Source organism: Paraburkholderia sp. Ac-20342 (genome assembly GCF_017104985.1).
Taxonomy (GTDB): domain Bacteria; phylum Pseudomonadota; class Gammaproteobacteria; order Burkholderiales; family Burkholderiaceae; genus Paraburkholderia.
The window spans coordinates 14,070-39,633 of record NZ_JAAGPQ010000011.1 but is presented as its reverse complement, the minus strand read 5'-3'; the positions used below and the strand labels follow the sequence as shown (position 1 = coordinate 39,633).

Below are 25,564 nucleotides of genomic sequence, written 5' to 3'. Positions count from 1 at the left end.
GTAGCTCACAACTACCTGCCCTTCCTCAATCAGCCAAACCCCACAGCCAACGCAGCCCTCGTCAAAACACCACGAAAGCCGCGCCGGCTCAGAACCACAACCTCAAGGCTTGTTCGTCTCGAACAGATCCATGATCTGCTTCTTCTCGCTCGACGACACGCTCGGCGGCGGCACCGCCGGCGGCGTCATGCCGGCCGGTCCCACTCCGCCGACCGCGTCGCTCGCGCCCGCCGTCGGGGTGCCCGAGTCGAGGCCGATACTCGCGACGAAGCCATGTCCCGGCAGCATGTCGGTGAAGAACAGTTCGCCGTCCATCGCGGTCACGCCATCGGGCTGCTGCGGCTCCGCCTGCGGCACGCCGCGCAACGCGCGCTGCATGTACTCGACCCAGATCGGCAGCGCGAGCTGCGCGCCGAATTCGCGGCTGCCGAGGCTCTTCGGCTGGTCGTAGCCCATCCACGCGACCGCGACGAGCGACTGCTGATAGCCGGCGAACCAGCCGTCCTTGGCGTCGTTGGTCGTGCCGGTCTTGCCCTGCAGGTCCGAGCGATGCAGCACGTTGGTGCCCGCGCCGGTGCCCGCGGTCGCGACCGAATGCAGCAGACTGTTCATGATGTACGCGTTGCGCGGCTCGAGCGTGCGCGGCGCGTCGCGGCCGGCGACGAGCGGCTGCGCGCGCGAGATCGGCACGCCGCGCGCATCGGTCACTTCGCTGATCAGATACGGATTGATCCGGTAGCCGCCGTTCGCGAACACCGAGTACGCGCCCGCCGACTGCAACGGCGTGACGAGGCCCGCGCCGAGCGCCATCGGCAGATACGGCGGGGTCTTGTCGGGGTCGAAGCCGAAGCGCTGCGTGACGAAGTCCTGCGCATACTTCGTGCCGATGAACGACAGGATGCGGATCGACACGAGGTTCTTCGACTTCTGCAACGCGAGGCGCATCGGCATCGGGCCATCAGGCTGATCGTCGTCCTTCGGCTCCCACGCGTCGCCGCCCGGCGTGCTCGGCGGGAAGTACAGCGGCGCGTCGTTGATGATCGTCGCCGGTCCGAGCCCCTTGTCGAGCGCGGCCGAATAGATGAACGGCTTGAAGCTCGAACCGGGCTGGCGCCAGGCCTGCGTGATGTGGTTGAACTTGTTCTTGTTGAAGTCGAAGCCGCCGATCAGCGCGCGAATCGCGCCGTCCTGCGGCGTCAGCGACACGAGCGCGCCTTCCACCTGCGGCAGCTGCGTGATCTGCCAGTTGCCCTTGTCGTCGGCCATCAGGCGCACGATCGAGCCCGGCCTGATGCGCAGCGTTGCCGACGCGCGCGGGCTCAATGCCGCCGCGACGAAGCGCAGACCGTCGCCCGTCACCGTCACCTGGGTGCCGTCCACCAGTTGCGCGGCCACCTGCTTCGCGCTCGCATCGGTCACGACGCCCGCGATGATCTCGCCGTTGTCCGGGTGATCGGTGAGCGCGTCGTCGATGGTCTGATCGCGATCGTCGCCGGCCGCGGGCAGTTGCACGAAGCCCTCCGGTCCGCGATAGCCGTGGCGCCGCTCGTAGTCCATCACGCCCTTGCGCACCGCGTGATACGCGGCGTCCTGATCGGCGGAGTCGATCGTGGTGGTGACGTTCAGGCCGCGCGTATAGGTCTCGTCCTTGTACTGCGCGTACATCATCTGCCGCACCATTTCGGCGACGTACTCGGCGTGCACGCTGTACTCGTTGCCCGGGTTCTTGGTGTGAATCTCTTCCTTGATCGCCTCGTCGTACTGCTGCTGCGTGATGTAGTTCAGCTCGAGCATGCGCCGCAGGATGTACTCCTGACGGATCTTCGCGCGCTTCGGATTGACGACCGGGTTATACGCGGACGGCGCCTTCGGGAGGCCCGCGAGCATCGCGGCCTGGGCGAGCGTGATGTCCTTCAGGTCCTTGCCGAAGTACACGCGCGCGGCCGCGGCAAAGCCGTACGCGCGCTCGCCCAGATAGATCTGGTTCATGTACAGCTCGAGAATCTGGTCTTTCGTGAGCGCGCGCTCGATCTTGTAGGCGAGCAGCATCTCGTAGATCTTGCGCGTGTAGGTCTTCTCGCTGGAAAGGAAGAAGTTGCGCGCGACCTGCATCGTGATCGTGCTCGCGCCCTGCGAGGCGCCGCCATGCGCGAGGTCGGCGAAACCGGCGCGCAGGATGCCGACGAAGTCGACCCCGCCGTGTTCGTAGAAGCGGTAGTCCTCGATCGCGAGCACCGCTTTTTTCATCTGGTCCGGAATGTCCTGGAAGCGCACGAGGCTGCGCCGCTCCTCGCCGAATTCGCCGATCAGCACGTGGTCCGCGGTATAGACGCGCAGCGGCACCTTCGGGCGATAGTCGGTCAGCGCGTCGAGCGACGGCAGTTGCGGCCCCATCACGACGAGCGCATAGCCGACGATCAGCGCCCCCACCACGACGGCGGTCGCGATCAGGCCGAAGAACCACAGCACGAACGACGTGCCGAACGAGCGGCGGCCGCGCCCCACGTCACGCGAAGCGGCATTGCGACCTGGAGTGCGTTGGCGGGAGTCCCGGTCTTCACCGGCCGGAGAATGGGAGGAATGCGGTCGTTTGATGATTGGCATGACTTGAATAGTGGGCGTGCAACCGCACGCCTGTCCGCGCGCTCGCGATGCGCGCCTGAGTCGTGATCGAGCATCCGGGCCTCGGCGTACGCCGCCGCGCGGACCTTGCCCCCGGCCGGCCGCACGGCACGCCTCGAACCCTGTCCGGCGCAACGTAACAGCACATTTTAAATAAATCGGCCGGGGTCCAACGCAGTTTTTTTGTAAGAATTCCCTTCGTGAAGCGGCGCGCCAAGGTAAGGACCTGTAATTTCGGGAAGCGCATGGCGCGAGCCGCGCGCGACCGGCAATTTATGCGAGGTTATCAACAGAAAATGTTGAAAGGGCTGTGGACAAACTGCCTGGAAACGCTACAACTCATTGATGTCACGGGATTTTCGTGCAACGAACATTTCGTATCCGGGCAACTCGTCATATGATGAAGCCGGCGCGCCCGGCCCTGTTCCGCGCACGTGCCGACGTACCGTGAATGCACAGCTCGGACGCACGGCGCCGGATGCACGCCGTGCCCCACTCATGCCAACAAGCCTGCGAGCCGATCATGACCAAGCCCAGCGAGCGCATCGTCGTATTCGTCACGACCGCGCAGAAGCGCGCCATCACCCAGACCGCGGAGGATCTGGGCATCAGCGTGAGCGAACTGATGCGGCGCGCGGTGCTGAGCTTCGGCGCGACAAGCGAGCAGGTCAAGGCGGCGAGCATCGTCGACCGGCTGCGCGCACCGCGCGCGCCCGATGCGCTGAACGCGGCGCTGCAACGCGTCGCGCGCGGAACGCGGCATGCGCGAGCGACGACACCCGCGAGTGTGCCTCACAAGGCAAACGACGCCAAGGCGCCGGGCCATGCGGCGGGTGCCGCCGGGTCGGTGAACAGCGTGCCCGCAGCCGCCGATTCAGCCCATGCCTCAAGCACTGGCGACGCGACACGCGCTCCGTCAACCGGGCATGCCTTAGCGCCCCCATCCACCGGGGACCACCCCGCCTCCCTGCTGCCCGCCGGCGTCGCCGCGGCACTCGCGGCCGAACAGGACGAGCAGGCCGCGGCCACCGCCGAAGCCGTCGCGCGACTCACGGCGGCCCGAGCGGCCGAAGCCGACGACTCGTCGCCATCGCAACCGCAGCCCGGCTCTGCGGCACCGCTGCGCAACTCGCTAAAGCGCCGCCGCCTCGACAAAGCCAGCGACGACGACGAACCCCGCAGCGACACCAGCACGGAAGGCGGCCGCTTCGCGTGAACGGCAATCACCACGCATGACGCCCGCCCGATGCTGCGTCGCTATGCACAAAGCACGCGCAAAACGCCTCAAGAAACCGCTCTCTGTTGCAGATCGTTACATCGGCGCATGACACATGACCAGCCGTCGGCAACCTGGGCCGCCACACCGATACCGCAACTACGACAACAGCCTCCGCCGCCCGGCAAAACCCGCGCGCAGCCGCCTCGCGCAAGCCATTTCGAGACAAAGCCGATGGTGTAATATCCGCCGTCAAGTGCAGGCTCGCGAGGCGCTTTCGCTCATCGAAACGTCATCGATTCAAGCCATGCTCGCGAACAATTCGGGGCCGCGCTATTGCAATTGGCCGGTACGCCCCGAACTCCGGTCCGAACGTTGCGCAGCATCGCGCGCGGCGGCGTAAAGTAGCAGTTCAAGGCAGTCGCGGCGCGTGGACATCGTCGGCGCCGCTTACATTCTCTGGAGGTTTTCATGTCGCTTTTTGACAGCATTTCGCGCACGCTCAAAGGTCTTCTGAACGATGCGGCCGACTCGGTGCAGGATCCGTCGCGCGACTCGCGCCAGATCGTGCGCGAACTCGACGACAGCATCGGCAAGGCCGAGAACTCGCTGATCGAGATTCAGGCACAGGTCGCCACTCAGCAGAGCAAGCGCGATGTTGCCGCGGACAAGGCGAAGAAATACGAAGACGGCGCGCGCCGCGCGCTGCAGTCCGGCGACGAGGCGCTCGCGCGTGAAGCGCTCGGCGCGCAGGCCACCGCCGAAGCCGAACGCGATGCGCTGACGAAGGAGCTGACCTCGCTCGAGCCGTCGGTCTCGCAGCTGAAGAGCCAGATCGATGACATGCGCACGCGCCGCAACGACCTCAACGCACGCTCGAACATCCTGCAGGCGAAGCAGCAGATCGCGCAGGCGAAGGATACGGCGGCCACCGCGCTGGGCGGCATCGGCGGCAAGAATCTGTCCGAAGATTTCCAGAAGCTCGAAGACAAGGTCGCGCTGTCGAACGCGCGTTCCGACGCACGCCTGAATTCCGCCGACGAGAAAAGCGGCAAGGCGCTCGACGACAAGCTCGCGGACCTGAACCGCGGCCCGTCCGTCGACGATCGTCTCGAAGCGCTGAAGAAGCAGCTCAACACGCCGGCGCAGTAATTGTGCAGCGACAAGCGTGCCGTGGCGAGCGTGCCGCGGTACGTGTACGTGAATCGCCGCGCCTTCGAGGTACGCGCGGCAACCGCAGTGCTTGCCGGACCGCCGCTCGCGGCAGAGTCGGCATACCGGCCGCTCATGGCGGCCACCGCAATCGACTGAAGGAGACGGGCGCGCCGCGCCCGGTCCGCACATGAAAAAATTTCTCGCAACCGCCTGCGCTTCGCTGCTGCTCGTTTCGGCCGCCGCGTTCGCGGTGCCGACGGTGCAGCAGATCGAATCGGCGATGTCGCAAGGCAACTGGCAGCAGGCCGATGCCGGCCTCACCGAAGTGCTGCAGGCGCATCCGAACAACGCGCGTGCGCACTACCTGTACGCACAGGTGCTCGATCGCGAAGGCCGTTACGGCGACGCGCTCGCACAGGTGCAGCAGGCGAAGACGCTCGATCCGCAGATCCGCTTCACCGACCCGGGCCGTTTCGCGCAAACCGAAGCACGCCTGCGCCGCGATGCGGAAAACGCGGGCGGCAACGTCACCCGTCACGCCGCGAATCCGTTCGCGCAGCAGAATGCGCCTGCTGTGCAGCAACCGTCGGCGATGATGCCGCAAGCGCAACAATCTCATGGTCCGGGGGTGGGTATGTGGATCGGTCTCCTTATTCTGATCGCGATCATCGCGCTCGTGCTGCGCTGGACCTTGCGCCGCGCCCGCACGCAGGAAGACACGCGCGCCGACGACGAGCGCCGCGCGCAATTGAAGCGCGCAACCGACATGCTGAACGCGGTGCGTTCGATCAAGCTCGACGTGAAGATTTCGACCGCGACGGGTCATGAAGCGCTGGAAAAGGAAGTCGAAGCGACGGAAGACCAGTTGCGCGGCGTCGTCGAAACGCTCTCGAACGGCAAGAATCCGCTGCCGCCGTATCAGCTCGACGAACTCGAACAGCGTATCGCGAGCTTGCGCGCGCGCGCCGACGGCCGGCCCGATCCGGCCGCAGCACCAGCGCCCGGCAGCCAGCAATCGGCCTATGCGCAGGAAGCCGAGCGCTTCGGCAGCCCGCAGGCGCCTTATCCGCAGCAGGGTCCGTATCAGCAGCAGCCGCAGGTCATCGTGCAGCAAGGCGGCGGCATGGGTGGCGGTATGGGCGGCCTCCTGACCGGCGTGCTGCTCGGCGAGGCGCTGAACCATGGGCGCGACCGCGTGGTGGAGCGCGACGTGATCGTCGACGACGACGAATTGCGCCGCCGCGGCAACGATGGCGGCAACGGCGGCGGACTCGACTTCGGTCAGGGTTCGAACGACTGGAACGACAACAGCGGCGGCGGTATCGACATGGGCAGCAACGACGATTCGGGCGGCTGGACCGATACCTGATCCCCGACTCTGATCTGATATCGCGGGTCGCCATGCGGCCCGCGTCGACGAAAACAGGCTCCTTCGCGAAGGAGCCTGTTTTTTTGCCGGCCGGTTTTGCTGAGCGCTGCGCAGCGCGAATTCGTCGACCTCAAACCTGCGCCGGCTCATCCGCGCTACCGGCCGCGTGTTGCGCAAGCAGTACCGCCCCCGCGAACAGCCGCACGATGAAGCGCTCCGCATAATCGATCAAGGCGTCGCGCCGCTCGGCACTCGCGTCGATGTATTCGGCGGATAGATGAAACAGTTGCAGCACGACCTGCGTGCAGACTTCGTCGACGGTCCCGCGCGCTAACTGTGGCATCAATTCGAGCTGCACGACGTCGTCCGCCATTTCCGCCGCCACCTCGTGCAGATTCGCGCGCACCGCTTCGCGCAGTGCCGGCGAGGTGCCGTGATATTCGGCGAGCGCGCTCAGAAACGCCGCGCGGTTTTCCTGCGCGAACGCAAAGAACGCCACGCAGGCGCGACGCGGCACGCTATGCGGTTCGTCGTGCGCGGCGAGCCAGCGTTCGCGCCGCAGCATCGGCCGCAGACGCCGGCTTACCGATTCGACGGCTTCGCGCGCCAGATCGTCGAGCGTGCTGAAATGGCGATAGAACGTGTTCGGGTTGAGCCCCGCCTCGCGCGCGAGTTCGCGCAAACCGAGGCTCGCGAAACTGCGGCCACTGGCGGTCAGCCGCAGCGCGGCTTCGATCAACTTGCGTTTGCCGGGCGGCAATTCCTGGCCGGCGAGAAGCGCCGCTTCGGGGAAGGAGGTCATGGGGTTTTCGGGCATGACGCTGTAGGTGCCACAGTGGGTACCACGGTAGGTGCCGCCGTGGGTCCGTTTGATAGCAGCACTCTAAACGATCTTGACGCAATGTGTACAGTTGTCTACCCTGCGCTTTACGCTGCGCGTGTAGACAGGCGTAGACGTAGAGGCTGCCCGCCTCGGCCCGGCGTTCGCAACCGGAACGAACACCCGTCGGCGTAACTGTCGGCGTACCCATTCGCCCTACCTGTCCTACACCGCTTTCACCCCATGCCGGAGACCGCCGTGACGCCTGCCCCTTCCGCTTCATCCGCGACACCGCACATTGCGATCGTCGGCAGCGGCTTTGCCGGCATCGGCATGGCGATCCGTCTGCTGCGGATGGGCATCGCGTCGTTCACGATCTACGAGGCCGCGAGCGATATCGGCGGCACCTGGCGCGACAACACCTACCCCGGCGCGGCCTGCGACATCCCCTCGCATCTCTATTCGTTTTCGTTCGAAGCGAACCCGTCGTGGTCGCGCGCATTCAGCGGTCAGGCCGAAATCCTCGCGTATCTGCGGCACTGCGCGCGCAAGTACGGCATCGAGCGCCACGTGCGCTGCAATGCGAAGGTGAGCGCGGCGCGCTTCGACGACACGCGGCAGCTCTGGCATGTCGACATCGATACGAACAGCACGCGCGAAACCGTCGAGGCCGACGTGCTGATTGCCGCGAGCGGCCCGCTCTCGCGTCCCGCGTTGCCGCGCATCGCGGGCATCGAACGCTTCGCGGGCAAGCTGTTTCATTCGGCGCGCTGGGACCATGCCTATCCGCTCGACGGCAAACGCGTCGCGGTGATCGGCACTGGGGCCAGCGCGATCCAGTTCGTGCCGAGAATCCAGCCGCGCGTCGCGCACCTCGATCTGTTCCAGCGCACCGCGCCGTGGGTCATGCCGAAGCCCGACAAAGCCGTCGGCCCGCGCATGCAGCGGCTATTCCGCGCGCTGCCGTTCACGCAGCGTCTCGTGCGCAGCGCCATCTACTGGCAGCTCGAATCGCGCGCGCTGGCGTTCGTCGTCAATCCGAAGCTCATGAAGCTGCCGACGAAATTTGGCCTCAGCTATCTCGAGCGTCGCGTGCGCGACCCGGCGCTGCGCGCGAAGCTGACGCCGAACTACCGGCTCGGCTGCAAGCGCATCCTGCTGTCGAGCGACTACTACCCCGCGGTTTGCGCGCCGAACGTCGAGGTGGTGACGAGCGGCATTCGCGAGATCGTCGCCGATGGCATCGTGACCGAAGACGGTGTGCATCGTCAGGTGGACGCGATCATTTGCGGCACCGGCTTCCAGGTCAACGACGTGCGCGCGCCGTTCGAAGTGAGCGGACTCGATGGCGCCGATCTGAGCACGCTATGGCTGCGCGACGGTCCCGAAGCCTATCTCGGCACGAGCATCGCGAACTTTCCGAACTTCTTCATGATCGTCGGCCCGAATACGGGGCTCGGCCACAACTCGATGATCTATATGATCGAGTCGCAGTTGCAATACATCGTCGATTGCCTGCGCGTATTGCGCAGGCGGAACGCTCGCACGATGACCGTGCGCGCCGACGTGCAGCGCGATTTCAACGCGCGTCTGCAACAGGACATGCGCCGCTCGGTATGGACCACGGGCTGCCATAGCTGGTATCAGACGAATAGCGGCAAGGTCACGGCGATCTGGCCCGGCTTCACGTTCGCGTTTCGCAGGCGCACGCGGCGCGTGCGGCCCGAGGATTACCGCTTCGCGCGTTGAGGCTGGGCGTGCCGCCCTGCCTGGCGCCGGGCCTGGCGCTTTACTTGCTGCCGGGCTGCCGCAGGCAAGGCGTGACTGGCGAAAAGCATGCGGCCCCCGAGCGACACCCACACCGAACAACTAACAACACAGGGAGATAAGAACATGGCAGACACCGGCTCCACCTCATCCGCTTCCGCTGCGATGCTGCCGCGGCGCCCGCTCGCCGCGCGTCTCGGCATCACGAGCGTGCCGCGCGACGAACTGCGTCGGCGCTATACGCAAAGCGGCTCGAAGTTCGTGACGATCATGGGCGCCGACGTGCATTACGTGGACGAAGGTGCAAGCGAAGACGCGGGCCAGGGCAGCACGATCGTGATGATTCACGGCTTCGCTTCATCGCTGCATACGTGGAACCGTGTCGCCGACGAGCTGAAACGCGCGCATCGCGTGATCCGTCTCGATCTGCCGCCGTTCGGCGTGACGGGACCGCTGCATTCGGCGAGCGGTGCGATCGAAACGATGGACCTGCCGACCTACCGCCGCTTCATCGACACGTTCATGCAGGCGCTCGGCATCGCGCGCGCGACGCTGATCGGCAATTCGCTCGGCGGCCTGATTGCATGGGACTACGCGCTGCGCCATCGCGGCGCCGTCGAGCGGCTCGTGCTGATCGATTCGGCCGGCTTTCCGATGAAACTGCCGATCTACATCGACCTGTTCAACCGCTCGCTGGTGCGCATCAGTTCGCCGTGGTGGCTGCCCGAGGTGATCGTCACAAGCGCGGTGCGCAACGTGTATGGCGATCCGCGCAAGCTCGACCCGCTGACGCTGCGCCGCTACGTCGAGTTCTTCCACGGCGAGGGCACGCGCGCGGCGATCGGCAAGATGGTGCCGACGCTAGACTTCCGCGCGCTCGACACCGAGGCGCTGAAAACGCTCGACGTCCCCACGCTCGTGCTGTGGGGCGCGAAAGACCGCTGGATTCCGACCGCCCATGCCGCCGAGTTCGCGAGCCGCATTCCGGGCGCGCAATCGGTCATGTATGCGGAACTCGGCCATATTCCGATGGAAGAAGCGCCCGAGCGCGTGCTCTCCGATCTGCGCACGTTTCTGGGGACGCCAGCGGTTCATGCGCGGGTCCAGGCGGACGTGCAGGCCTGAGGAAACGCGCCGCGCCTCGGTCTAAGCCGATGCATCGATCCGCCAGCCTTGCCGGCACCGCCGCGGGCCGGCGCTCTCAGCCGCCGCCGCTCAGCAGCCGCAGCAGGTCCCACAGGAACTTGCAGATCATCACGATCAGTTCCCACAGGCGATAAAGCGGCTCCCAGTCCATCACGCGCGCAAGGCACTCGAGCAGGGTCATCGGTTGGAAAAACAGTAGCCCGCACAACGGCGGTCGAGGAAAGAAATAGCCGCCGCGCACGCGGCGCGCCGCACGTCCTTGCGCGCGGGCACGCTATGTCCGCGTCACACCGCCATCATCGCGCGCTTGCGCTCGGCGCGCTGCATGACGAAGTTGGCCGCGACCACCCCGACCGTCACGACCGCGATGAACAGCGTCGCAAGCGCGTTCATCTCGGGATTCAGGCCCAGGCGCACGCGCGAGAACACGACGAGCGGCAAGGTCGTCGAACCGGGGCCGGACAGGAACGCCGACAGCACGAGGTCGTCGATCGACAGCGTAAACGACAGCAGCCAGCCCGACACCAACGCCTGCGAAATCAGCGGCAGCGTGACGAAGAAGAACACGCGCAGCGGCGTCGCGCCGAGGTCGAGCGCGGCCTCTTCGAGCGACGGATGCAACTCCCGCACACGCGACTGCACGATAATCGCGACGTACGAAATGCACAGCATCACATGGCCGATCCAGATCGTGAAGATACCGCGTTCGGCCGGCCAGCCGATCAGGTGCGCCATTTCGATGAACAGCAGCAGTAGCGAGATGCCCTGAATCACTTCGGGAATCACGAGCGGCGCGTTGATCATGCCCGTATACAACGTGAAGCCGCGAAAGCGCCCCATGCGCGCGAGCACGAAACCAGCCCACGTGCCGATGACAACCGACGCGAACGCCGTCATCAAACCGATGCGCAGCGACAGCCACGCCGAGGCGATCAGCTCGTCGTCGTGCAGCAGCGCCGTATACCAGCGCGTCGAAAAACCGGTCCAGACCGTGACCAGTTGTGATTCGTTGAACGAATACACGACGAGGCTCACGATCGGGATATACAGGAACAGAAAGCCGATGCCGAGCGCGATCAGCTGCAACAGGCGATTCGGCTTCATTGGCGGCCCTCGTCCAAGGCCTTCGCCTGCGCATGCTGGAACAGCGCCATCGGCACGAGCAGCAGCAGCACCATCGCGCACGTCACGGCGGATGCCATCGGCCAGTCGGCGTTGTCGAAGAACTCGTTCCACATGACGCGGCCGATCATCAGCGTGTTCGCGCCGCCGAGCAGCTCAGGGATCACGTACTCGCCGACCGCCGGAATGAACACCAGCAGGCAGCCCGCGACGATGCCGTTCTTCGAGAGCGGCAGCGTGATCTGCCAGAACGCCTTCCACGGTTTCGCACCGAGGTCGTAGGCGGCTTCGAGCAAGGTCAGGTCCATTTTCACGAGGTGCGCGTAAAGCGGCATCACGAGAAACGGCAGGTACGAATAGACCATGCCGATATAGACGGCCGTGTTCGTGTGATACAGCTCGATCGGCGTATGAATCAGCCCGATCGACATCAGGAAGTTGTTCAGCAAGCCGTTGTTCTTCAGGATGCCGATCCATGCGTACACGCGGATCAGGAACGACGTCCAGAACGGCAGCATCACGGCCATCATCAGCAGATTGCGCGTGGCCGGATTCGAGCGCGCGATGTAGTAGGCCATCGGGTAGCCGATCAGCAGACACAGCACGGTCGAAATCGCCGCGACCACCACCGAATTGACGTAGGTCGCGAAGTACAGGCTGTCGGTCAGCAGAAACGCGTAGTGCGACAGGTCGAGCGTGATGTGCAGCGCGCCGTCGGCAAAGTCGACGAGGCGCGTATACGGCGGAATGCCGAGCTGCGAATCGGCGAAGCTGATCTTCACGACCAGCAGGAACGGCACGAGGAAGAACAGCAGCAGCCAGATGAACGGCCCCGCCACCACCGCGGTGCGGCCCGTGAGCTTCAGGCGCCGCACCGGCCACACGAAGAACGAAACAAGCGCCTCTTTCATGACGTCAGCACCACGCCGGCCGATGCGCTCCAGCGCACGTACACTTCGTCGCCCCAGGTAGGCGGCTCGATCTCGGTGAGCGCGAGGCTCGTCACGTTCGCGATCACGGTCTTACCGCCCTCAAGCTTCACGTGATAGAGCGAATAGCCGCCCATGTACGCGATATTCGTGACGACGCCCTTGCCCCAGTTGTGCGCGCCCTCGGGCGGCTTGCGCGTGAGCGCGATGCGCTCGGGGCGCACCGAGATCGTCACGGGCATGCCGAGCGGTCCCGTGATGCCGTGATTGACGTGCAGCTGGCACGGCAGGTCCGGCGTTTCGATAAAGACGTGATCGGCTTCGTCCTCGACCGTATGGCCGTCGAACAGATTGGTCGAGCCGATGAATTCCGCCGAGAAGCGGCTGTTCGGATACTCGTAGACCTCGTGCGGCGTGCCGAGCTGAACGATCTGGCCTTCGCTCATCACGGCGAGGCGGCTCGCCATCGTCATCGCTTCTTCCTGATCGTGCGTGACCATCATGCAGGTCACGCCGACCTGGTCGAGAATATTGACGAGTTCGATCTGCGTGCGCTGGCGAATCTGCTTGTCGAGCGCCGACATCGGCTCGTCGAGCAGCAGCAGCTTGGGGCGCTTGACCAGCGAGCGCGCCAGCGCGACGCGCTGCTGCTGGCCGCCCGACAGCTGATGCGGCTTGCGCTTCGCGAAGCGGCCCATTTGCACGAGTTCGAGCGCGTTGTGCACGCGGTCTTTCAGTTCGGCCTTCGGCACGCCTTCCTGCTTGAGGCCGAACGCGACGTTCGCCTCGACCGTCATATGCGGAAAGAGCGCGTACGACTGGAACATCATGTTGACCGGCCGGCGGTACGGAGGCAGTTGCGCGAGGTCTTCGCCGTCGATCAGGATCCTGCCCGAGGTCACGGTTTCGAGCCCGGCCATCATGCGCAGCAAGGTCGACTTGCCGCAGCCCGAACTGCCGAGCAGCGCGAACAGTTCGCCCTTCTTCACCGACAGATTGACGCCCTTGACCGCCACGGTCTCGCCGAACTTCTTCACGACGTCGACGATCTGGATGAACTGGTCCGCTGCGTCGCCCGTCACGGCGTTCGGGCCCGGGGACGGCGCGCCCGCCCCCGCCAGCGCGCCCGGCTGGTCACTACTGATCATAATGCTGCTTCACTCCGGCGTTTGACGAACAAAGCCCCCGGTGAACACCGAGGGCTTCATGATGATGCGGATTCCCTGCTGCGCGCCGCGCTCAGCGGCCGGACTTGAGTTCGGTCCACAGCCGCGTTTGCAGCCGCTGGATTTCCGGCGGCAACGGCTTCAGCAGGAACAGCGTCTTGATGGTCTCAGGCGACGGATACACGGCCGGATCGTTCGCGACGTCCTTGTCCACGTACTTGCGCGCTTCCAGGTTGGTGCTCGGATAGTACACGGCATTGGTGATCGCGGCGTGTACCTGCGGCGTCTCGATGTAGTTGATCCATTCGAGCGCGGCTTCCTTGTGCTTCGCGTCCTTCGGAATCGCCATCACGTCGAACCAGACCGGCGCGCCGCCCTTCGGAATGTAGTACTCGATCCTGTACGGCTTCTTCGCTTCGATCGTGCGATGCTTGGCGATCACGACGTCGCCCGACCAGCCGTACGCGAAGCAGATGTCGCCACCGACCAGATCGTTGATATAGCCCGACGAGTTGAACTGCGTGATGTACGGACGGATCTTCTTGAGCACTTCGAGCGCGGCGCGATAGTCGGCCGGGTTCGTGCTCATCGGATCCTTACCCATGTAGTGCAGCGTGGCCGCGAACATCTGGTCCGGCGCATCGAGCACCGACACGCCGCAGGCCTTCAGCTTCGAGATGTTCTCGGGCTTGAAGAGGATGTCCCAGTTATCGAGCGGGGTGTCCTTGCCGAGAATCTGCTGGGCCTTCGTGACGTTGTAGGCGAGCCCGGTCGTGCCGTAAGCCCAGGGCACCACGTACTTGTTGCCCGGATCGGCGCCGGCGACGAGCGCCATCAGCGACGGGTCGAGATATTTAAGGTTCGGCAGCTTCGATTTGTCGAGCGGCTCGAAGATGCCGGCGGCGATCTGCTTGCCCGCGTAGTTGCTGGTCGGCACGACGATGTCGTAGCCCGAATTGCCGGTGAGGAGCTTGGCCTGCAGCGTGTCGTCGCTGTCGTAGTTGTCGTACCTGACCTGCACGCCGGTCTGCTTCGTGAAGTTCGGGATCGTGTCCTTCGCGATGTAGTCGGACCAGTTATACACGTTGAGCTGCGTATCCTTCGCAGCGGCCGTCAACCACGGCGCCGCGCACAAGACCAGCGCCGCCACCTGCCCCACTACCCGTCGTTTCATCCCGTTCTCCGATCCCGTTGTCACTCAAGCCGCTGCGTCGCGCGCGGCCCCCGAAAACCCCGAAAACTACCACCAATTACCGCGCGGTCCAAAAAAAACGCCGAGCTGTCGCGCAAACGGCACAGCTCGGGCCGCACCGCTGCAAAATGGCCGCAATTTTAACGGGTTATCGGCGCGTGTCCACCTAAAATTATGCGGGATTATGGGGCTGATAACCGGGTGGCCGCGGCTTGCGCCGGCGTCGCCAGCCCGCCGTTATCGCACTGTCATCCCGTTGTCAGGTGAGCGCGCGAGTAGCGGTGCACAATAGGCGCTTGAGGCCGGCGCCGCCATCATGCAATAGCCGCCCTGCCTCGCTCCACCGCCCGCCGCGCGCGACGGGCAGGTGGCTTGCAAGAGGATGCGTCTCTCCGACCTCAGGCACCGATGAACACCAATCCTTTCGCGTTGCGCCCCAACCGCCGCCGGCGTCTGCCGGGCGAGCCCACGCGGCCCGCGCACTGGTTCTCGTTCCTCGGCGCCGGCGCGCTGATCGCGGTCGGCTATATCGACCCCGGCAACTGGGCGACCGCGCTCGGCGCCGGCGCGGGCTACGGCTACCGGCTGCTCGGCATCGTGCTGTTGTCGAGCGTGATGGGGATGCTGATGCAATGGCTGTCGTCGCGGCTCGGCGTCGTAACCGGGCGCGACCTCGCGCAGCTATGCCGCGAGCGCAACGGCCGGCGCGCGACGCTGTTCCTGTGGCTGACGAGCGAGGTCGCGATCATCGCCTGCGACGTCGCCGAGGTGGTCGGCAGCGCCGTTGCACTGCAACTGCTGCTCGGCGTCTCGCTGACGGTCGGCGTGATGATGTCGGCGGTCTGCACGTTCGCGCTGCTCGCGCTCCAGCAGAAAGGCGGCCGCCGCCTCGAAGCGGTGATCGCCGTGCTGATCGGCTTCGTCGGCCTGTGCTTCGTCGTGCAACTCGCGCTCGCGCGGCCCGACTGGCGTGCGGCGCTGGCCGGCACCGCGCCGAGCGTCGAGCTGCTGAGGAATGCGGGCATGGTGTGGCTCGCGGCCGGCATCGTCGGCGCGACGGTCATGCCGCACAACCTCTATCTGCACTCGGCGCTCGTCAAGCATCACGCGCCGGACGGCAGCGACCCGCGCATCAAGGTCGCGCTGCACGTGGTCAATCTCGATACGTTCGGCTCGCTCGCGTTCGCGTTCGTCATCAACGCGGCGCTGCTGATCGTCGCGGCGGCCGTGTTCTACGCGAGCGGGCATCGCGACGTGACCGATCTCGCCGACGCGCACCGGCTGATCGCGCCGCTCGTCGGCAGCCGCTGGGCCAGCATCCTGTTCGCGGCGGCCCTGCTCGCCTGCGGCCTGAGCGCGACCGTCACCGGCACGCTGGCCGGTCAGACCGTCATGGAAGGCTTTCTGCAAATCCGGCTGCCGCGCTGGAAACGCGCGCTGCTCACGCGCGCGCTCGCGATCGGGCCGGCGCTGCTCGCGGTCGCGCTGTTTGGTCCGCGCGGCTCGAACCAACTGCTCGTCGCGAGCCAGGTGGTGCTGAGCCTGCAATTGCCGCTCGCGGTCGTGCCGCTGATCCGCTACGCATCCGATGCGAACCTCATGCGCGGCTGGCGCGTGCACGGCGTGCCGCTTGCGCTCGCGTGGCTGTCGGCGGCGTTTATCGTGATGCTCAACGGGGCCTTGCTGTGGCAGTTGGCGCTGGGCGCGTGACGCTTACGCATCGGGTAACATGGCGGGACTCCGCTTTTGCGCCACAAGGTTTCCGATGACTTCGAATCTTCACGATCTCCCCGACAGCCCGTGCGTCGGCGTCTGCTCCACGCTGTTCGATGAAGTCTGCAAAGGCTGCGGCCGCACCGCCGACGAAGTATCCAACTGGGTGTTCCTCAGCGACGAGGAAAAGCGCGCGATCTGGGAACGTATCAAACGGGAAGGCACGGCGATGCGTTTTCAGTACGACCGGTTGTAGGCCAGACAAGCCGTAGGCCGGTTTTCTCCGCAAATCGCGGGGGATGCAGGTGAGGCAGGTCGCGCATCGTGTCGTACCGCGCCCGAATGCCATGCCATGGAAAATGCCGGGACATCCCGGCATTTTCTATTTTTGCGGCCGGCATTCGTGTCCGGATAAGGAAACGCCTGCGCCACAGCAAAAAGCCCGCCGAGGTATCCACCTCGGCGGGCCATCGGGTTCCATCAGGTTTCGCTACGCTGCCTCAAGACAATCAGGACAAACCGGCTGCCTCGAACAGGCTTTACTCCACGCCCTGACTCGTCAGGAAGTCCTCGTAATTACCTCCGAAGTCGTTCAACGTCCCATCGGTCTTCACTTCGATGATCCGGTTCGCGAGGCCGCTCACGAATTCGCGGTCGTGCGAGACGAAAATCAGCGTGCCGTCGAACTTGTCGAGCGCGATCTGCAGCGACTCGATCGACTCCATGTCCATGTGGTTGGTCGGCTCGTCCATCAGCAGCACGTTGTGGCGGCCGAGCATCAGCTTGCCCCAGATCATGCGGCCCTTCTCGCCGCCCGACAGCACCTTGACCGATTTGCGGATGTCGTCCGCATTGAACAGCAGGCGGCCGAGCGTGCCGCGCACCATCTGCTCGTCGTCGCCTTCCTTGCGGTACTGGTCGATCCAGTCCATCAGCGTGACGTCGGTCGGAAACTCTTCGTAGGTATCTTGCGGCATGTAGCCGATGTTGGCGTTTTCCGCCCACTTCACCGTGCCGTGATCGAGTTGCAGATTGCCGAGCAGCGAGCGCAGCAGCGTGGTCTTGCCCGCGCCGTTCTCGCCGATGATCGCGATGCGCTCGCCCGGCTGCACGCTGATGCTGAAGTTGTTGAAGATCGAGCGTTCGTATTTCTTCGAGATGGTGTCCGCCACCACCGCGATGTTGTGCAGCTTCTTCTCGAACTCGAAACGGATAAACGGGTTCTGCCGCGACGACGGCTTGAATTCCTCGATCTTGATCTTGTCGATCATCTTCAGACGGCTGGTGGCCTGGCGCGCCTTCGACTTGTTCGCCGAGAAGCGGCGCACGAAGTCCTGCAGGTCGGCCACGCGCTCCTTGGCCTTCGCATTGGCAGCCTGCTGACGCTCGCGCGCCTGCGTGCTGGCGAGCATGTAGTCGTCGTAGTTGCCCGGATAGACTTTGAGCGTGCCGTAGTCCATGTCGGCCATGTGCGTGCAGACCTGGTTCAGGAAGTGCCGGTCGTGCGAGATGATGATCATCGTCGAGTTGTACTGGTTCAGAACATCTTCCAGCCAGCGGATCGAGTTGATGTCGAGGTTGTTGGTCGGCTCGTCGAGCAGCAGCACGTCCGGCTTCGAGAACAGCGCCTGGGCGAGCAGCACGCGCAGTTTCCAGCCCGGCGCCACGTTGCTCATCGGGCCGTTGTGGTCTTCGATCGCGATGCCGATGCCGAGCAGCAGTTCGCCCGCGCGCGCTTCGGCCGTATAGCCGTCGTACTCGGCGAATTTCGCTTCGAGTTCGGCGGCGTGCATGTAGTCGTCGTCGGTGGCGTCGGGGTTCGCGTAGATCGCGTCGCGCTCGGTCATGGCGGCCCACATTTCGGTGTGGCCCATCATCACGACGTCGAGCACGCGTACGTCTTCGTAGGCGAACTGGTCCTGGCGGAGCTTGCCGAGACGCACGTTCGGTTCGAGCATCACGTTGCCCGAGCTCGGTTCGAGATCCGAGCCGAGAATCTTCATGAAAGTGGATTTACCGCAGCCGTTCGCACCGATCAGGCCGTAGCGGTTCCCTTCCCCGAATTTGACCGAAATGTTCTCGAAGAGGGGCTTCGGCCCGAATTGCATGGTGATATTGGCAGTAGACAGCACGGCGCGTCCCTTTGAATGTGATATCGGCGAAAAACCCAATATTTTAGCAGACTATCGCTAATCTAACCCGCACGGACTGCGCCGCTTTGCCTGACGGCCCCATCCGTTGTTGCGGCGTCGGTAATACGGCGGTGAAAACCGGCGGCTCGGTATCGATCGGTATCGGCAAATTTCGTGGCCGCGCGCCACGGCGGGATGGCCGGCCAACGCCGCACGGCCTGACGGATCGGGCCGCCGCATGTTACGTGCCGCGCATGACGCCGCTTTAACGGTCACACACCCGGCCACGCCACCGCCCCAGGCATGCGGCCACACGCATCACCCATAAACCGTGCACATCGTTGCCTATACTTTTCGAAGGCGCTTGTCTCGCCCGCGCCCGGCCGAACGGCGCTTTGCCGATCTGCGGCGCAGACCCAGGAGAACATCCATGTCAGAGCACGTTTACAAGAAGATCGAACTGACCGGCTCGTCGACGAAATCGATCGACGACGCCATCAGCACCGCCATCGCCAAAGCGTCGAAAACGCTGCGTAATCTGCACTGGTTCGAAGTGACGGAAACGCGCGGGCAGATCCAGGACGGCAAGGTCGCGTACTGGCAGGTAACGCTCAAGGTAGGCCTGCGTATCGACGACTGAAAGCAGGATTGAGCAGCGGCGTTGCAGTGTCGTGACACGGCGGCAGTCTCCGGTACTGCGACGTCGCGGAATCGGCGGTAGAAAAAAGCTGCACCCGGGCTGAGGCGGACGCAGCTTTTTCGCAGCGTTTTCGTGAAACCGGCCCGGCTTGCCGCAGCAGATGTCGCAGACGAGCCGCTCAAGAACCTGCTGCGGCTACAACGTGCCAGCGTTCACCGGCCGATGCCGATACCCGCCGGACACCGCGAACCGGCCCGAGGCGACATACCTCGGCCGCCCTGCCGCGCCTTACTTCGGCAACGTCCCGTCCACCCCCTCGACATACCAGTTCAGGCGCTGCAATTCCGGATCGGTCAGCGTCTTGCCGTCCGGAATCTTCACCGCCCCCGACTGATCCTTGATCGGCCCCGTGAACACGTCGCGCTTGCCGCTCGCGAGTTCCTCGCGTTTCGCCGCCACCTGTTTCTGCGCATCGGCCGAAATCACCGACGTGTTCAGGTCCTCGAGATTGACCGCCTTCTGCGGCAGACCCCACCACACCGGATCGTTCTTCCACTTGCCGTCGAGCACCTGCTGGATCACCGCGTTGTAGTACACGCCCCAGTGCGCGACCACCGAGCCGAGGTGCGCGTCAGGACCGAACTTCTTCATGTCCGAATCCCAGCCGAACGCATGCACGTGTTTCTCCGACGCGGTCGCGAGCGTCGCGCTCGAATCGGTGTTCTGCAGCAGCACGTCGGCGCCCTGGCCAATCAGCGTTTCGGCGGCCTGCTTTTCCTTGCCCGGATCGAACCAGCTGTTGATCCAGATCACCTTCGTATGCACCTTCGGATTCACCGAGCGCGCGCCGAGCGTGAACGCGTTGATGTTGCGCACGACTTCCGGAATCGGCACCGACGCGACGAAGCCGAGCGTGTTGCTCTTCGTCACGTAGCCCGCGGCGACGCCGGCCAGATAGGCGCCCTGGTACATGCGCACGTCGTAGGTGCCGAAATTCGGCGCTTTCTTGTAGCCGGTCGCGTGCAGGAACACGGCGTCCGGGAAGTCCTTCGCCACCTTCAGCTGGAAGTCCTGGAAGCCGAAGCTCGTGCCGAAGATGATCTTGTTGCCCTTGTTCGCGAGATCGCGGAACACACGCTCCGAGTCGGCCGATTCCGGCACGTTCTCGACGCGCGTGATTTTGATCTTGTTGCCGAACTTCGCCTCGACTTCGCGCGAGCCCTGGTCGTGCGCGAAGGTCCAGCCGGCATCGCCCGGATTACCGATATAGACGAAGGCGACGCCCGGCACATCGGCGGCCTGCGCGGTTTGCGCGAGCGGCGCGGCGAGTGCGAGCGAAGCCGCGCACGAGGCGAAAGCGGTCAGCAGATTTCTTCTCTTCATGTGGTTCCCCTGTCGTGTTAACCGGAATGTGCAGCGCGGAATGTGCAGCGCGGACTGTGATGAGCGAAACGTGAAGCGCGGACTGCGATGAACGGACTGTGAAGCGCGAATGGCAATGAGCCGATGATGAAGCGCGAATCGCCAAAAACGCCGGCCCGCTCAGCCCGCCGAGAAAAACGGCTTGCCGAGCGATGCGGGCGCATTCAGACGGATCGTGTTCGGATTGCGCGAGATCAGCGCGAGTACGACGATCGTCGCGACGTACGGCAGCATCGCGAGGAACTGCGTCGGCACCGGCACGCCGATCGCCTGCGCATAGAACTGCAGGCCCGTGACCGCGCCGAACAGCAGCGCGCCGATCAGCAGACGCCCGGGGCGCCACGTCGCGAACACGACGAGCGCGAGCGCGATCCAGCCGCGCCCCGAGGTCAGATTCTCCTGCCACAGGTGCAGATTGACGATCGAATAGTAGCCGCCGGCGAGCCCCGCCATGCCGCCGCCGAACGCCACCGCGCCATAGCGCACGCCGACCACCGGAAAGCCGACCGAGTGCGCGACCTGCGGCGATTCGCCGACCGAGCGCAGCACGAGCCCGGCACGCGTGCGATACAGGAACCAGCCGATCGCGGCAAACATCAGGAATGCGAGGTAATCGAGCGGCGTGAGCGTAAACAGCGCCGGGCCGAGCACCGGAATCTTCGAGAGGCCGGGAATGGTCCACGTGTCGATCGTCGCGCGCACGGCGGCCGACGTGTACGGCTTGCCGACATAGGCCGACAGGCCGATGCCGAAGATCGTCAGCGACAGGCCGGTCGCGACCTGGTTGGCGAGCATCGTCAGCGTGAGGAACGCGAACAGCAGCGACATCGCGAGACCGGCGCCGATCGCGGCAAGCACGCCGAGCCACGGGCTGCCCGTGAGCGCCGTGACCGCGTAGCCGCTCACGGCGCCCATCAGCATCATCCCCTCGACGCCGAGGTTGAGCACGCCCGACTTCTCGGCGACGAGTTCGCCCGCGCCCGCGAACATCAGCGGGATCGACGCGGTGACGGCGCTCGACGTGAGCGCACTGGCTTGCTGGATATCCATAAGCGGCGGATGAGCAGATAAGAAATGGATAAGAAGCGGACAAGAAGCGGACAAGAAGCGGATCAGCGGATTAGCGGGCTGCGACGGCCGCCGAGCGGCGCCGCACACGGTAGTTCACGAACAGATCGGCGCCGAGCAGGCAGAACAGCAGCAGCCCCTGGAACACGCCCGAGAGCGCCTGCGGCAGTTGCATCGAGGTCTGCACCGCTTCGCCGCCGAGATAGAGCAGCGCCATCAGCAGACTCGCGAGCACGATGCCGAGCGGATGCAGGCGCCCGACGAACACCACGATGATCGCGGTGAAGCCGTAGCCCGGCGACCACGTCGCCTGCAACTGGCCGATCGGACCGGCGATCTCGCCCATGCCGGCGAGCCCCGCGAGACCGCCGCTGATGAGCAGCGAGGTCCAGACGGTCTTCGTGTCGGAGAAACCGGCATAGCGCGCGGCGAGCGGCGCGAGTCCGCCGACGTTCATCCGGTAGCCCGCGAAGCTCTTGCGCATGAAAAGCCATGCGAGCGGAATCGCGATCAGCGTGAGAAAGACCGAGGCGTTGAGGCGCGTGCCGCGCAGCCATATCCAGTGCCAGTCGCCATAGAGCGTCGGATAGAGCGCGTCGCCGCCGAACATTTCCGACAGCGGAAAATTCATGCCCTGCGGATCGCGCCACGGGCCGCTCACGAGATAGATCAGCAGTTGCGTCGCGACGTAGGTGAGCATCAGGCTCACGAGAATCTCGTTGGTGTTGAAGCGGCTCTTCAGGAACGCCGGAATCGCGGCCCACGTCATGCCGCCGAGCACGCCGGCGAGCATCATCGTCGGCAGAATCCACCTGCCGCTTGCCTGATCGAAATAGATCGCGACGCCGCTCGCGGCAATGCCGCCGAGCAGCATCTGCCCTTCGGCGCCGATGTTCCAGACATTCGCGCGATAACCGATCGCGAGACCGAGGCCGATCAGGCACAGCGGCGACGCCTTCAGCAGCAGTTCCGACCAGCCGTTGATGCTGGAGAGCGGCTCGATGAAGAACGCGTACATCGCCTGCAACGGGTCGCGGCCGACGAGGCCGAAGATCAGGAAGCCGATCGCGAGCGTCAGCAACGCGGCGATCAGCGGCACGGCAAGCTGCATCGCGCGCGAGGGCGCCGTGCGGGCTTCGAGTCGATAAGGAAGCGTCATGAATAGCGTGTAATGGTTCGGGTTCGGTTCGGTGAGTCACGCATGCGCCGGCTGGTCCGCCGCGCCCTCGCGGTCGCCGAACAACCCCGCCATCCAGCGGCCGATTTCCTCGGCATGGGTCGCGCCGGTCGCACGCACCGGCGAGAGCCGGCCGCCCGCGAGCACCGCGAGGCGATCGCAGATATCGAACAGCTCTTCCAGTTCTTCGGAGATCACGAGAATCGCGACGCCGCGCGCCGACAGATCGAGCAGTTGCTGACGGATAAACGCCGCCGCGCCGACGTCGACACCCCATGTGGGCTGCGCGACCACGAGCACCTTCGGCGCCTGCAGGATCTCGCGGCCCATGATGTACTTCTGCAGATTGCCGCCCGACAGACTCTGCGCGAGCGCGTCCGGGCCGCCGCAGCGCACGTCGAATGCATCGATGCAGCGCTTCGCGAACGCGCGTATCGCGCCCGCGCGAATCCAGCCCGCGCTCACCATCTGCTGGCGATGCGCGGTGAGCAAGGCGTTGTCCGCGAGACTCATCGACGGCACCGCGCCGCGGCCGAGACGCTCTTCCGGCACGAAGCCGAAGCCGAGCGCGCGCCGGCCGCCCGCGCCGAGACGCGCGGCGGGCTTGCCGCAGATCGTGATCGCATCGGCCGGCATGCTGCGTTTTTCGGCGCGCTTTTCACCCGATAGCGCCGCCAGCAATTCCGCCTGCCCGTTGCCCGACACGCCCGCAATGCCGAAGATCTCGCCCGCATGCACGCTGAACGACACCTCATGCAGCGACGTGCCGAACCGGTCGTCGCTTGCCACCGACAGCCGCTTCACGTCGAGCAGCACCGCACCCGGCTGGTGCTCGCGCCGCGTGTAATCGGGCAGCGAATGGCCGACCATCAGTTGCGCGAGCGATGCGTGCGTCTCGTGCTTCGGCTTGACGTGACCGGTCACGCGGCCGCCGCGCATGACGGTCGCGGTGTCGCACAACGCCTGGATTTCGTCGAGCTTGTGGCTGATGTAGAGAATGCTGCAACCCTCGGCCGCGAGCCGGCGCAGCGTCGCGAAGAGCTTGCGGACCGCTTGCGGCGTCAGCACCGAAGTCGGTTCGTCCATGATTAGCAGCCGCGGCTTCTGCAGCAGACAGCGCACGATTTCGACGCGCTGCCGCTCGCCGACCGTGAGGCTGTGCACGTGACGCTGCGGATCGATGTCGAGGCCATAGTCGGCCGACACCTCGCGAATGCGCTTCGACAAGGTCTTCAGGTCGAATGGTTCGTCGAGCGCGAGCGCGATGTTTTCGCCGACCGTCAGCGTCTCGAACAGCGAGAAGTGCTGGAACACCATGCCGACGCCGAGCTTGCGCGCGGCCGCCGGATTCGCGATCTCGACCGTCTCGCCTTCCCAGCGAATCTCGCCGGCGTCGGGCCGCACCGCGCCGTAGATGATCTTCATCAGCGTGCTCTTGCCCGCGCCGTTCTCGCCGAGCACCGCGTGGATTTCGCCCGGCGCGACGACGAGCGTGACGTCGTCGTTGGCGCGCACGGACGGATATTGCTTGGTGATGCCCGTGAGCATCAGCCGTGGCGCCGTGGTGCCCGTGTTCGATGAACCCGGTCCCGGCTGCGCGGCGGCGTTGCCGCCAGAGGGAAAGTCGCTCATGTGATTGCGTCGTGCGTCAGTGACTGCCGGTTTCCGCGCGGGTTCGTCCAGCGTGCCCGCGAACGATCCGTCACCATAATCGGATGACGATACCTAATTTGCCCTACTCAGTCGAGCCGCCAAAATTCCCGCAAACCCGCGCCACTGCGACCTCTGCGGGTATGCCACCCTTGACGGCATGTTTCGTCCATATTAAAACGCTTATACCCACACGCCCATTCGATCAGCCAGCACATATATTTCGGAGAATCCATGAGTCAGCAACGCGAGGCGATCGACACGTACCTGCTGCGGGTCCTGCACACGCTGTTGATGGAGCGCAGCGTCACGCGCGCCGCCGTCAAACTCAATCAATCGCAACCGGCGATCAGCGCCGCGCTGCGCCGTCTGCGCGACATCACCGGCGACCCGCTGCTGGTGCGCGGCAAGTCCGGCATGGTGCCGACCGAATACGGCCTGCGCCTGCTCGAACCGGTGCAGAACGCGCTGCGCGAAATCGAGCGCATCAAGTTCCAGCAGCACAACTTCGACCCGGCCACCTCGATCCGCTGCTACCGGATCGGCTGCCCCGACTACCTGAACGTGCTGTTCGTGCCGACCGTCGTCGAACGCTTTCGCCAGGCCGCGCCGAACGCGACGCTCGAATTCCATTCGCTCGGTCCCGCGTTCGACTACGAACTCGCGCTCGAAGACGGCAAGCTCGACATCGTGGTCGGCAACTGGCCGGAGCCGCCCGAGCAGTTGCATCTGTCGAATCTGTTCGTCGATCAGATCGTTTGCCTGATGAGCAACACGCATCCGTTCGCCAAACGCGGCGGGCTTACGCTCGACCAGTACCTGAACGCGCCACATCTCGCGCCGACGCCGTATTCGGTCGGCCAGCGCGGCGCGATCGACGTGCACCTCGCGCGCGAGCGCTTAAAGCGCCACGTGGTCGTCACGCTGCCGTACTTCAATCTGGCGCCGTACGTGCTGATCAAGTCCGACCTGATCTTCACGACCACGCGACTCTTTGCCGACTACTACGCGAAGTTCCTGCCGCTGACCGTGGTGCCCGCGCCGCTCGATTTTCCGCCGATGCAGTACTACCAGCTGTGGCACGAGCGCGTGCATTACTCCGACGAAGTGCGCTGGCTGCGCGGGCTCGTCGCCGAGGCGACGAAGACGTTGATCGACAAGCCTTGAGGCTGCCCCGGGGGCGAGGTCTTTGGCCCGTCCCCTGCCTGTCTTTCGCCGACCCTCTTCTCGCTGCCCGTCGGCCCCCGCTGGTCAGCCT

Annotated in this window: 21 protein-coding genes; 9 read left to right on the top strand and 12 right to left on the bottom strand. The window is 65.0% G+C overall.

Going from position 1 to position 25,564, the window contains the following annotated elements:
* Positions 1–102 precede the first annotated feature (102 nt).
* The gene (locus G3N58_RS06375; protein WP_205998794.1) at positions 103–2,604 is read right to left on the bottom strand and encodes a penicillin-binding protein 1A; all 2,502 of its coding nucleotides are present in this window, start codon (positions 2,602–2,604) and stop codon (positions 103–105) included.
* Between the two features lie 541 nt (positions 2,605–3,145).
* Here G3N58_RS06375 and G3N58_RS06370 point away from each other — a divergent pair.
* The 3 genes from G3N58_RS06370 to G3N58_RS06360 all read left to right on the top strand — a co-directional run bounded on the left by G3N58_RS06370 (position 3,146) and on the right by G3N58_RS06360 (position 6,362).
* Entirely contained in the window at positions 3,146–3,838 is a 693-nt protein-coding gene (locus G3N58_RS06370; protein WP_205998793.1) for a hypothetical protein, read from the top strand.
* Positions 3,839–4,309: 471 nt separating this feature from the next.
* Positions 4,310–4,990: a PspA/IM30 family protein gene (locus G3N58_RS06365; RefSeq protein ID WP_167046048.1), complete on the top strand. Its 681-nt coding sequence runs from the start codon at positions 4,310–4,312 to the stop codon at positions 4,988–4,990.
* Between the two features lie 190 nt (positions 4,991–5,180).
* A complete protein-coding gene (locus tag G3N58_RS06360) occupies positions 5,181–6,362 on the top strand; it encodes a tetratricopeptide repeat protein (RefSeq protein ID WP_205998792.1) in 1,182 nt (393 codons plus the stop codon).
* Positions 6,363–6,492: 130 nt separating this feature from the next.
* On the opposite strand, the gene G3N58_RS06355 is transcribed toward G3N58_RS06360, so the two are convergent.
* Entirely contained in the window at positions 6,493–7,179 is a 687-nt protein-coding gene (locus G3N58_RS06355) for a TetR family transcriptional regulator (protein WP_205998791.1), read from the bottom strand.
* Between the two features lie 261 nt (positions 7,180–7,440).
* Here G3N58_RS06355 and G3N58_RS06350 point away from each other — a divergent pair, with 261 nt between their 5' ends.
* On the top strand, positions 7,441–8,931 hold the full coding sequence (locus tag G3N58_RS06350; protein ID WP_346778243.1) for an NAD(P)/FAD-dependent oxidoreductase: 1,491 nt from the start codon (positions 7,441–7,443) through the stop codon (positions 8,929–8,931).
* A 144-nt stretch (positions 8,932–9,075) separates the two neighbouring features.
* Positions 9,076–10,074 (top strand): alpha/beta fold hydrolase, encoded by a 999-nt coding sequence (locus tag G3N58_RS06345; RefSeq protein WP_205998789.1) that lies wholly within the window; start codon positions 9,076–9,078, stop codon positions 10,072–10,074.
* A 76-nt stretch (positions 10,075–10,150) separates the two neighbouring features.
* Here the strand turns inward: G3N58_RS06345 and G3N58_RS34470 are convergent, their stop codons facing one another.
* From G3N58_RS34470 to G3N58_RS06325, 5 genes are all read right to left on the bottom strand, one after another.
* Positions 10,151–10,276: a hypothetical protein gene (locus tag G3N58_RS34470; protein WP_277396795.1), complete on the bottom strand. Its 126-nt coding sequence runs from the start codon at positions 10,274–10,276 to the stop codon at positions 10,151–10,153.
* Between the two features lie 104 nt (positions 10,277–10,380).
* A complete protein-coding gene (locus tag G3N58_RS06340; RefSeq protein ID WP_205998788.1) occupies positions 10,381–11,199 on the bottom strand; it encodes an ABC transporter permease subunit in 819 nt (272 codons plus the stop codon).
* Positions 11,196–12,128: an ABC transporter permease subunit gene (locus G3N58_RS06335; protein WP_167046066.1), complete on the bottom strand. Its 933-nt coding sequence runs from the start codon at positions 12,126–12,128 to the stop codon at positions 11,196–11,198. The genes G3N58_RS06340 and G3N58_RS06335 overlap by 4 nt, the downstream gene beginning before the upstream one ends.
* Positions 12,125–13,294 carry a polyamine ABC transporter ATP-binding protein gene (gene potA / locus G3N58_RS06330; protein ID WP_167284049.1) on the bottom strand — a complete coding sequence of 390 codons (1,170 nt, stop codon included), beginning with the start codon at positions 13,292–13,294 and terminating at the stop codon, positions 12,125–12,127. Before potA ends, G3N58_RS06335 begins: the two co-directional genes overlap by 4 nt.
* 91 nt (positions 13,295–13,385) lie before the next feature.
* Positions 13,386–14,486: a polyamine ABC transporter substrate-binding protein gene (locus tag G3N58_RS06325; RefSeq protein WP_167046072.1), complete on the bottom strand. Its 1,101-nt coding sequence runs from the start codon at positions 14,484–14,486 to the stop codon at positions 13,386–13,388.
* Between the two features lie 426 nt (positions 14,487–14,912).
* On the opposite strand from G3N58_RS06325, the gene G3N58_RS06320 reads away from it, so the two are divergent.
* Positions 14,913–16,214: an Nramp family divalent metal transporter gene (locus G3N58_RS06320; RefSeq protein ID WP_205998787.1), complete on the top strand. Its 1,302-nt coding sequence runs from the start codon at positions 14,913–14,915 to the stop codon at positions 16,212–16,214.
* Positions 16,215–16,269: 55 nt separating this feature from the next.
* Positions 16,270–16,473 (top strand): DUF1289 domain-containing protein, encoded by a 204-nt coding sequence (locus G3N58_RS06315; protein ID WP_167046078.1) that lies wholly within the window; start codon positions 16,270–16,272, stop codon positions 16,471–16,473.
* 283 nt (positions 16,474–16,756) lie between these two features.
* Here the strand turns inward: G3N58_RS06315 and G3N58_RS06310 are convergent, their stop codons facing one another.
* Positions 16,757–18,349 carry an ABC-F family ATPase gene (locus G3N58_RS06310; RefSeq protein ID WP_167046080.1) on the bottom strand — a complete coding sequence of 531 codons (1,593 nt, stop codon included), beginning with the start codon at positions 18,347–18,349 and terminating at the stop codon, positions 16,757–16,759.
* 430 nt (positions 18,350–18,779) lie between these two features.
* On the opposite strand from G3N58_RS06310, the gene G3N58_RS06305 reads away from it, so the two are divergent.
* On the top strand, positions 18,780–18,989 hold the full coding sequence (locus G3N58_RS06305; protein ID WP_167046083.1) for a dodecin: 210 nt from the start codon (positions 18,780–18,782) through the stop codon (positions 18,987–18,989).
* A gap of 288 nt (positions 18,990–19,277) precedes the next feature.
* Here G3N58_RS06305 and G3N58_RS06300 read toward each other — a convergent pair whose 3' ends face one another.
* From G3N58_RS06300 to G3N58_RS06285, 4 genes are all read right to left on the bottom strand, one after another.
* Complete coding sequence (locus tag G3N58_RS06300; RefSeq protein WP_205998786.1) at positions 19,278–20,372, bottom strand: BMP family ABC transporter substrate-binding protein; 1,095 nt, start codon at positions 20,370–20,372, stop codon at positions 19,278–19,280.
* Between the two features lie 159 nt (positions 20,373–20,531).
* The gene (locus tag G3N58_RS06295) at positions 20,532–21,461 is read right to left on the bottom strand and encodes an ABC transporter permease (protein ID WP_205998785.1); all 930 of its coding nucleotides are present in this window, start codon (positions 21,459–21,461) and stop codon (positions 20,532–20,534) included.
* A gap of 70 nt (positions 21,462–21,531) precedes the next feature.
* Complete coding sequence (locus G3N58_RS06290; protein ID WP_205998784.1) at positions 21,532–22,638, bottom strand: ABC transporter permease; 1,107 nt, start codon at positions 22,636–22,638, stop codon at positions 21,532–21,534.
* Between the two features lie 36 nt (positions 22,639–22,674).
* The gene (locus G3N58_RS06285) at positions 22,675–24,204 is read right to left on the bottom strand and encodes an ABC transporter ATP-binding protein (RefSeq protein ID WP_241017021.1); all 1,530 of its coding nucleotides are present in this window, start codon (positions 24,202–24,204) and stop codon (positions 22,675–22,677) included.
* A 336-nt stretch (positions 24,205–24,540) separates the two neighbouring features.
* Between G3N58_RS06285 and G3N58_RS06280 the strand changes: the two genes are divergently transcribed.
* The gene (locus G3N58_RS06280; RefSeq protein ID WP_167046098.1) at positions 24,541–25,473 is read left to right on the top strand and encodes a LysR substrate-binding domain-containing protein; all 933 of its coding nucleotides are present in this window, start codon (positions 24,541–24,543) and stop codon (positions 25,471–25,473) included.
* Positions 25,474–25,564 lie beyond the last annotated feature (91 nt).